This window comes from Bradyrhizobium sp. NBAIM18 (assembly GCF_020193825.1).
Taxonomy (GTDB): domain Bacteria; phylum Pseudomonadota; class Alphaproteobacteria; order Rhizobiales; family Xanthobacteraceae; genus Bradyrhizobium; species Bradyrhizobium yuanmingense.
Map to the genome: position 1 here is coordinate 79,136 of NZ_JADYVO010000024.1, position 7,842 is coordinate 86,977.

7 protein-coding genes are annotated in these 7,842 nt (G+C 65.0%); 5 read left to right on the top strand and 2 right to left on the bottom strand.

The genetic code is table 11. The features are described from left to right. Positions 1 to 96: 96 nt before the first annotated feature. Complete coding sequence (locus tag I6F17_RS32830) at positions 97 to 690, top strand: GNAT family N-acetyltransferase (protein ID WP_225130783.1); 594 nt, start codon at positions 97 to 99, stop codon at positions 688 to 690. A 169-nt stretch (positions 691 to 859) separates the two neighbouring features. Here the strand turns inward: I6F17_RS32830 and I6F17_RS32835 are convergent, their stop codons facing one another. Continuing rightward, positions 860 to 1,774, bottom strand: coding sequence for a DMT family transporter (locus I6F17_RS32835; protein ID WP_036040646.1), 915 nt, complete (start codon positions 1,772 to 1,774; stop codon positions 860 to 862). Positions 1,775 to 2,039: 265 nt separating this feature from the next. On the opposite strand from I6F17_RS32835, the gene I6F17_RS32840 reads away from it, so the two are divergent. The 3 genes from I6F17_RS32840 to I6F17_RS32850 all read left to right on the top strand — a co-directional run bounded on the left by I6F17_RS32840 (position 2,040) and on the right by I6F17_RS32850 (position 5,376). After that, on the top strand, positions 2,040 to 2,522 hold the full coding sequence (locus I6F17_RS32840; RefSeq protein ID WP_225132190.1) for a MaoC family dehydratase: 483 nt from the start codon (positions 2,040 to 2,042) through the stop codon (positions 2,520 to 2,522). Between the two features lie 85 nt (positions 2,523 to 2,607). After that, positions 2,608 to 3,648: a GTPase ObgE gene (obgE, locus tag I6F17_RS32845; protein ID WP_225132189.1), complete on the top strand. Its 1,041-nt coding sequence runs from the start codon at positions 2,608 to 2,610 to the stop codon at positions 3,646 to 3,648. Between the two features lie 93 nt (positions 3,649 to 3,741). Continuing rightward, on the top strand, positions 3,742 to 5,376 hold the full coding sequence (locus I6F17_RS32850) for an alkaline phosphatase family protein (protein WP_225132188.1): 1,635 nt from the start codon (positions 3,742 to 3,744) through the stop codon (positions 5,374 to 5,376). A 160-nt stretch (positions 5,377 to 5,536) separates the two neighbouring features. Here I6F17_RS32850 and I6F17_RS32855 read toward each other — a convergent pair whose 3' ends face one another. After that, the gene (locus I6F17_RS32855) at positions 5,537 to 6,502 is read right to left on the bottom strand and encodes a Bug family tripartite tricarboxylate transporter substrate binding protein (protein WP_225132187.1); all 966 of its coding nucleotides are present in this window, start codon (positions 6,500 to 6,502) and stop codon (positions 5,537 to 5,539) included. A 191-nt stretch (positions 6,503 to 6,693) separates the two neighbouring features. On the opposite strand from I6F17_RS32855, the gene proB reads away from it, so the two are divergent. Further along, on the top strand, positions 6,694 to 7,815 hold the full coding sequence (proB, locus tag I6F17_RS32860) for a glutamate 5-kinase (protein ID WP_036008728.1): 1,122 nt from the start codon (positions 6,694 to 6,696) through the stop codon (positions 7,813 to 7,815). Positions 7,816 to 7,842: the final 27 nt, after the last annotated feature.

The window sequence follows — 7,842 nt, forward strand, 5'->3', positions numbered from 1 at the left end:
TCGAAGGCTCCAAGGGGAGGCGGGAAACCGGCCTCCCCTTTTCTTTGCTCACTTTGTTCTTTGCACTTTGACTTAGTGACTTTCACGGAGCCGGACATGTTGCAGGATTTCTCGAGCGTGACCTTGGCCGAGGCGAGACCCAGCGTCGTCGCCACCGAGCGGCTGACCTTGCGGCGGCCGACGCTGGCCGACGTCAGGACCATCGCCCGGCTCGCCAACGACCGCCGCGTCGCCGAGAACACGCGCCGCCTGCCGCATCCCTATTCGCAGGACGACGCCGCCGAATTCATCCGCGCCACCGCCGAGCTCGGAGCTGAGACCGTGTTCCTGATCGAGCACGACAGCGGGCCGGTCGGCATGGTCGGCATCGATTGCTCCAAGCCCGGCAATGCCGAGCTCGGCTACTGGCTCGGCGTCGAGCATTGGGGCCGGGGCTTTGCCACCGAGGCGGCGCGCGGCGCGATCGATTTCTTCTTCGAGGAGTTCGAGGACGAGCATCTCTACGCCGGCGCGCGCGTCACCAATCCGGCCTCGCGTAAGGTGCTGGAGAAGTGCGGCTTCCAGTGGAGCGGCGTGCAGCTGCACCGCTTCCTGGCGCTGGGCTCCTCGACGCCCGTCGACTGCTTCCGCCTCTCGCGCGGGGTGTGGGCCTCGTTGAAGAGCTGGAGCAGTGCAAGACGGGTGCGGTAGGGCATCGCTGCATTCACAACTGTCATCCCGGGGCGCGGCGAAGCCGCGAGCCCGGGATCCATAATCCCAGGCCGCAGTGTATGGCCAAGCTCCCACTCCGAGTCTTCGCAAAACGACTTCCTGTGGGTATGGGTCCCGGGCTCGCGCTACGCGCGCCCCGGGACGACGGCTACGCCGGCGGATTCACTTCGTCGCCGGGACGTCCGAGATCCCGCTCCCGCAGATAGATGTAGAACCCGGCGCCGATGATGATTGCGGCGCCGACGAGTGTTGCGATGGATGGGACATCGCCGAACACGACGAAGCCGAAGATCACCGCCCAGACGATCATCGAATATTGATAGGGCACGACGACGCTGGCCGGCGCCAGCTTGAGCGAACGGTTGACGCAGAACAGCGCAGTGACCGAAACGCATCCGGCGAGCGCGAAGATCACGAGGCTGCCGGGCGTCGGCGGCACCCAGTTGAACGCCGACAGCACCGCGCCCAGCGAAAACGTGCCGACGAATTGCGAGGACGCCATCACGATGTCGGGCGTCTTGCGCAGGCTGCGCGTGATCAGCATCAGGGTTGCAAAGGAGAGGCTGCCGCCGAGCGCGATCAACGCCGGCAGGCTGACGGTCTGCGCCGAGGGCCGCAGCGCGATCAAGACGCCGCAGAAGCCGATCAGGATCGCGGTCCAGCGCCGCCAGCCGACCTTCTCGCCCAGAAAGATCGCCGACATCGCGGTGACGAAGATCGGGCCGGCGAGGTAATAGGTGATGACGTCGGCGAGCGGCAGATAGACGGTTGCGAGAAAGAAGGCCGCGACTTCCAGCGTCGACAGCACGACGCGAACCAGCTGCAGCCTCGGCCGCTCCAGATGCAGAAACTGGTGACGCTGCTTCCAGATCAGCGGCGACAGCAGGAGTAGTGCCGCGCAGGCGCGCAGGAACAGCAGCTGCCCCACCGAATAGGTCCCGACCAGGAACTTGCCCATGGCATCGCCGAACGAGAACATGAAGATCGACAGCACCATGAGGCCGATGCCAGCGAGGCGCGCGGAGCGATCGTCATAGGCGGAGAGATTCTTGAACAGGGGCATGGGATCGGACTGCAAGGGGTCGTCATTGCGAGCGCAGCGAAGCAATCCAGAATCTTTCCGCGGCGGCCGTCTGGATTGCTTCGCTGCGCTCGCAATGACGGGGAGAGAGCATCAGGAATCGGCGAATAGAGTCGCTTGCGGTCGTTTTAATGACGTGAGCCGCCGGGACAAGCCCACAACGCCGAATTGAACGGATTGTCGCACTCTTCGCATCGCGGTAGCGATACAGGCCACATCGACGAGAGAGCCAAAAAAGAGCTAACCCATGACCGACTTCGATCCCACCCGGCATCGCATGATCCCGACGCAACGCTGGTTTGAGGATTTCGTCGTCGGCGAACGCTTCGTGCTGCCGAGCCGCACCCAGACCTCGGCAGTGTTCGCCGCATTCCAGACCGCGAGCGGCGACACCCATCCCGTGCATTACGACGTAGAATATTGCCGCGCCCGCGGCATGCCGCATCTGCTCGCCCACGGCTTCCAGACCTTGATCAACACCGCGCCCGGCGCCGGCCTGTTTCCTTTCATGGTCGAGGACTCCCTGGTCGGCTTCCTCGAGCAGTCGAGCCGGTTCCTCAAGCCGGTGTTCGCCGACGACACCATCTACCCGGCGCTCGAGGTCACGGAGCTCGTGCCGGGGCGCAGCACAGGCGTGGTGACGCTTCGCAGCACCGTGTTCAACCAGCGCAAGGAGCTGGTGCTGGAGGGCCTGCAGAAATTCCTGATCCGGCGCCGGCCGGCCGGTTAAGCAAGCGCCGCAATTCGCGGAATTTCGGCCGATTTGCGGACCAATCCGGGTTGCCGCAGGGGGCCGGCTGGCCTACCTATGACCCATGAAATTCCTCGACGAAGCAAAGGTCTATATCCGCTCCGGTGACGGCGGGAACGGCTGCGTGGCGTTCCGCCGCGAGAAGTTCATCGAGTTCGGCGGTCCCTCCGGCGGCAATGGCGGCCGCGGCGGCAATGTCATCATCGAGGTCGCCGACGGCCTCAACACGCTGATCGACTACCGCTACCAGCAGCACTTCAAGGCCCAGAAGGGCGAGAACGGTTCGGGCTCGGACCGCCACGGCGCCAATGGCAAGAACATCGTGCTGAAGGTGCCGGTCGGCACGCAGATCTTCGACGAGGATCGCGAGACCTTGATCCACGACTTCACCAAGGTCGGCGAAAAGTTCGTGCTAGCCGAAGGCGGCAATGGTGGCTTCGGCAATGCGCATTTCAAATCGTCGACCAACCGCGCCCCGCGCAACGCCAATCCCGGCCAGCCCGGAGAGGAGCGCTGGATCTGGCTGCGGCTGAAACTCATTGCCGACGCCGGCCTCGTCGGCATGCCCAACGCCGGCAAGTCGACCTTCCTCTCCAAGGTCAGCGCGGCGCGGCCGAAGATCGCCGACTATCCCTTCACCACGCTGCATCCGCAGCTCGGCGTCGTGAATGCCGACGGCCGCGAATTCGTGCTCGCCGACATTCCCGGCCTGATCGAGGGCGCGCATGAAGGCACCGGTCTCGGCGACCGCTTCCTCGGCCATGTCGAGCGCTGCCGCGTGCTCTTGCATCTGGTCGACGCCACCTGCGAGCACGCCGGCAAGGCCTACAAGACCGTGCGCAAGGAGCTCGACGCCTATGGCGGCCAGCTCACCGACAAGATCGAGATCGTCGCGCTGAACAAGATCGACGCGGTCGAGCCGGACGAGCTGAAGAAGCAGAAGGACCGTCTCAAGCGCGCCGCGAAGAAGACGCCGCTGCTGCTGTCGGGCGCCACCGGCCAGGGCGTCAAAGAGGCGTTGCGCGCGCTGGCCGATGTGATCGGCGAAAGCCCGGTCTCCGCCAAGGCCAAGAGCGCGGCCGAAGCGGAGCCGTGGTCGGCCTGATGGGTCGACGCTCTCTCGACACCTCTCCCCACGGGGAGAGGTTGTCATCGCGGCTCCGATAGCGCAGCATTAAAGAAACAGCAGGGGCAAGGGATGGCGCGCGCGAAGAACGTTCTCTGGATCATGTGCGACCAGCTTCGCTACGATTATCTCGGCTGCACCGGCCATCCCACGCTGAAGACGCCCAACATCGACGCCATGGCGAGGCGCGGCGTGCTGTTCACGAAGGCGTATGTGCAATCGCCGATCTGCGGCCCGTCGCGGATGTCGTTCTACACCGGGCGCTACATGCGCTCGCACGGCTCGCACTGGAACGGCTGGCCGCTGCGCGTCGGCGAGCCCACGCTCGGCGATCACCTCAACAAGATCGGCGTGCGCAACGTGCTGGTCGGCAAGACCCACATGGCGCCTGACATCGAAGGCATGAAGGCGCTCGGCATCCCGCCGGAATCGATGATCGGCGTGCATGTCGCCGAATGCGGCTTCGAGCCTTATGAGCGCGACGACGGCCTGCATCCGACCGGACGGCCGCGGCCGAAATACGACGAATATCTGCGAAAGCACGGTTTTGAAGCCACCAATCCCTGGGAGCACTGGGCCAATTCCGGCGCTGCTGACGACGGCTCGCTGCACAACGGCTGGCTGCTGGTGCACGCCGACAAGGCCGCGCGCGTGCCCGAAGAGCATTCCGAGACGCCCTACATGACGCGGCGCGCGATGGACTTCATCAGCGAGGCGGAAACGGACGGCCGCCCCTGGTGTTTGCATCTGTCCTACATCAAGCCGCACTGGCCCTACATCGCGCCGGAGCCCTATGCCAGCATGTATTCGACGGATGACATGATCCCGGTGATCCGCTCGGAGCGCGAGCGGCAGAATCCGCATCCGGTGTTCGGCGCCTACATGGACATGCGCTATTCCCGCAACATGGCGCGCGATGATGCACGCGAGAAGGTGATCCCGACTTATATGGGCCTGATCACCCAGATCGACGATCAGATGGGCGTGCTGATGAAGTTTTTAGGTGAGCGCGGCCTGCTGGACACCACCATGATCGTGTTCACCTCCGATCATGGCGACTATCTCGGCGATCATTGGATGGGCGAGAAGGACCTGTTCCACGAGCAATCGGCAAAGATCCCGCTGATCATCATCGATCCTTCGCGGGAAGCCGACGCCACGCGCGGCACACGCAGCGACGCGCTGGTCGAGGGAATCGATCTCGCGCCGACCTTCGTCGATTATTTCGGCGGCAAGGTGCCGGGCCACATTCTCGAAGGACGTTCGCTGCTGCCGCTGCTGCGCGGGCGCACGCCATCAGATTGGCGCAAGGTGGCGTTCTCCGAATACGACTATGCCATGCAGGACGTACGGCTGAAGCTGAACCAGCCGATCGAGCGCTGCCGCCTGTTCATGGTGTTCGACGGGCGCTGGAAATACATCCACGCCTCCGGCTTCCGCCCGATGCTGTACGACCTCGAAACCGATCCGGACGAATATCTGGATCGCGGCGACGATCCGGAATGCGCCGGCATCATCGCGCGGCTCCAGGCCGAGCTGTTCGACTGGGCGCTGCATCCGAACGATCATATCACCACACCACGCGAGAAGATCGCCGCCTATGCGGATAGTCAGCTCCAGGTGAAGGGTGGCATCCTGATCGGCATCTGGGACGAGAAAGAGCTCGCGGCGATCAAGGACGGCATCGCCCAGCGCGCGAAGATGTGAAGCAGCCTCTCCCCGCTTGCGGGGAGAGGCCGGAATTTGCGAGAGCAAATTCCGGATGAGGGGGACCCTCCGCGAGTTCAATTGCCAGCGCTTTCGCGGAGACAGCCCCTCACCCCAACCCTCTCCCCGTAAGAACGGGGAGAGGGAGAAGAGGCAGCCTTCAATTCGTGATCTTGTAGCCCGTCGCCTTCACGATCGGCTGCCACAGCGCGGTGTTCGCGGCGAGCTCCTTGGATAGCGCGTCCGCATTGCTGCCGATCGGAATCAGCCCGATCGCCGTCAACTTCTCCTTCACCTCCGGCTTGGCAAGCGCCGCGCTCGCCGCCGCCCCGAGCTTGCTCGCGAACTCCGGCGGGCTGCCGGCGGGAAGCCACATGCCGTACCAGGCGTCGGCAACGAGATCGATGCCGCTCTCCTTGAGCGTCGGAACGTCAGGTGCGAATGGCGAGCGCTCGGCACTCGAGACCGCTATGATCTTCACGCCCTTGGCGCGATGCTGCGGCAGCGCGTCCGCCAGTGTCGTGATCCCGAACGAGATATGGCCGCCGACGAGATCGTTAAGGATCGGCGCGCTGCCGCGATAGGGCACGCGGGTCAGGGGAATACCGAGATCCTTCTCGAGCTTGGAGCCGGTGAAATGCGGAATGGTGCCGTTGCTCGGCACTCCGAACGAGGTCTTGTCCGGATGCGATTTCAGCCACGCTACGAACGCTTTGAAATCGGCAGCATCGATGCCCGGGCCGATCACCAGCGCAAACTCGAAGCGCGCCAGCAGCGACACCGGCATGAAATCCTTGGCCGTGTCGAAGCTCGGCGTCGCCTCCACCATTGGCAGCAGATACATGGTCGGCCCTGTCGTCACCAGCACCATGCTGCCGTCGGGGCTCGCGCCTTTCACCGCCTTGATGCCGATCAGGCCGTCGCCGCCGGTGCGGTTCTCGACCACAACGGTCCGCTGCAGCAGCGGCGCCATCTCCTGCGCGATCAGCCGGCATAGCGTGTCGCCGCCGGCGCCGGCTGCGAACGGGAAGATGATTTTCGTCAGCCCCGCCTGCGCTTGCGCCCCACCCGCCTGCGTCAGCAGCGGCAGGCCGAGGCATCCGGCCATGAATTTGCGGCGATCCATTCGTTTCCTCTTTCGGCCCGTTTATCGTTGATCGCCATTAGAGCCAGACGGACGGCTGACACAAGGCCGACATGCGTCGTTTACCATCCCGGCTGCCTTGCGCCGGTCACCGTCCTGCTGCAAAAGCAGGGCTCATCGGCGCCGCCTGTCGCTCCGCCGTCATTCGCATCCAGCGCCAGCACACAAGAGACATGGCCAGCCCCGAACTCAGCCAATTCCGCCGCATCGTCGTCAAGGTCGGCTCAGCGCTGCTGGTGGATTCCGACAGGGGCGAGGTGCGTGCGTCCTGGCTGGCTGCACTGGCCGACGACATGGCCAAGCTGCACAAGGAAGGGCGCGACGTCCTCGTGGTGTCCTCCGGCTCGATCGCACTCGGCCGCAGCCGGCTGAAATTGCCGCGCGGCCCGCTGAAGCTGGAAGAGAGCCAGGCCGCGGCCGCCGTCGGTCAGATCGCGCTGGCGCGAATCTGGTCGGAGGTGCTTGGCGCCCACGGTATCGGCGCCGGCCAGATCCTCGTGACGCTGCAGGACACCGAGGAGCGCCGCCGCTATCTCAACGCGCGCTCCACCATCGGCAAGCTGCTGGAATGGCGCGCGATACCCGTGATCAACGAGAACGACACGGTGGCGACCACCGAGATCCGCTACGGCGACAACGATCGCCTCGCCGCGCGCGTCGCGACCATGGCGAGCGCCGACCTGCTGGTGCTGCTCTCAGATATCGACGGGCTCTACGATGCCCCGCCGAAGAACAATCCGAACGCAAAACTCATTCCCGTCGTCGACAGCATCTCCTCGGAGATCGAGGCCGTGGCCGGCGATGCCGAGTCCGAGCTGTCGCGTGGCGGCATGCGCACCAAGGTCGAGGCCGCCAAGATCGCGACGACCGGAGGCACGCATATGCTGATCGCCTCCGGCAAGATCGAGCATCCCTTGCAGGCGATCGCCGATGGCGGCCGCTGCACCTGGTTCCTGACGCCGGCCAATCCCATCACCTCGCGAAAGCGCTGGATCGCAGGCACGCTGGAGCCGAAGGGCACGCTGACCATTGACGCCGGCGCGGTGACCGCGCTACGGGCCGGGGCCAGCCTGCTGCCGGCCGGCGTGAACAAGGTCGAGGGCCAGTTCGCCCGCGGCGATGCCGTGATCGTGCGCGGCCCCGACGGCAGCGAGGTCGGCCGCGGCCTGATCGCCTATGACGCCGATGATGCCGAGCGGATCAAGGGCCGCTCCTCCCCAGATGTGATGACCATCCTCGGCATCAGCGGCCGCGCGGAGATGATCCACCGGGACGATCTGGTGGTGGGCGGGTAAGGGCCCCGCCCCGCCCGCCGCTGGGAG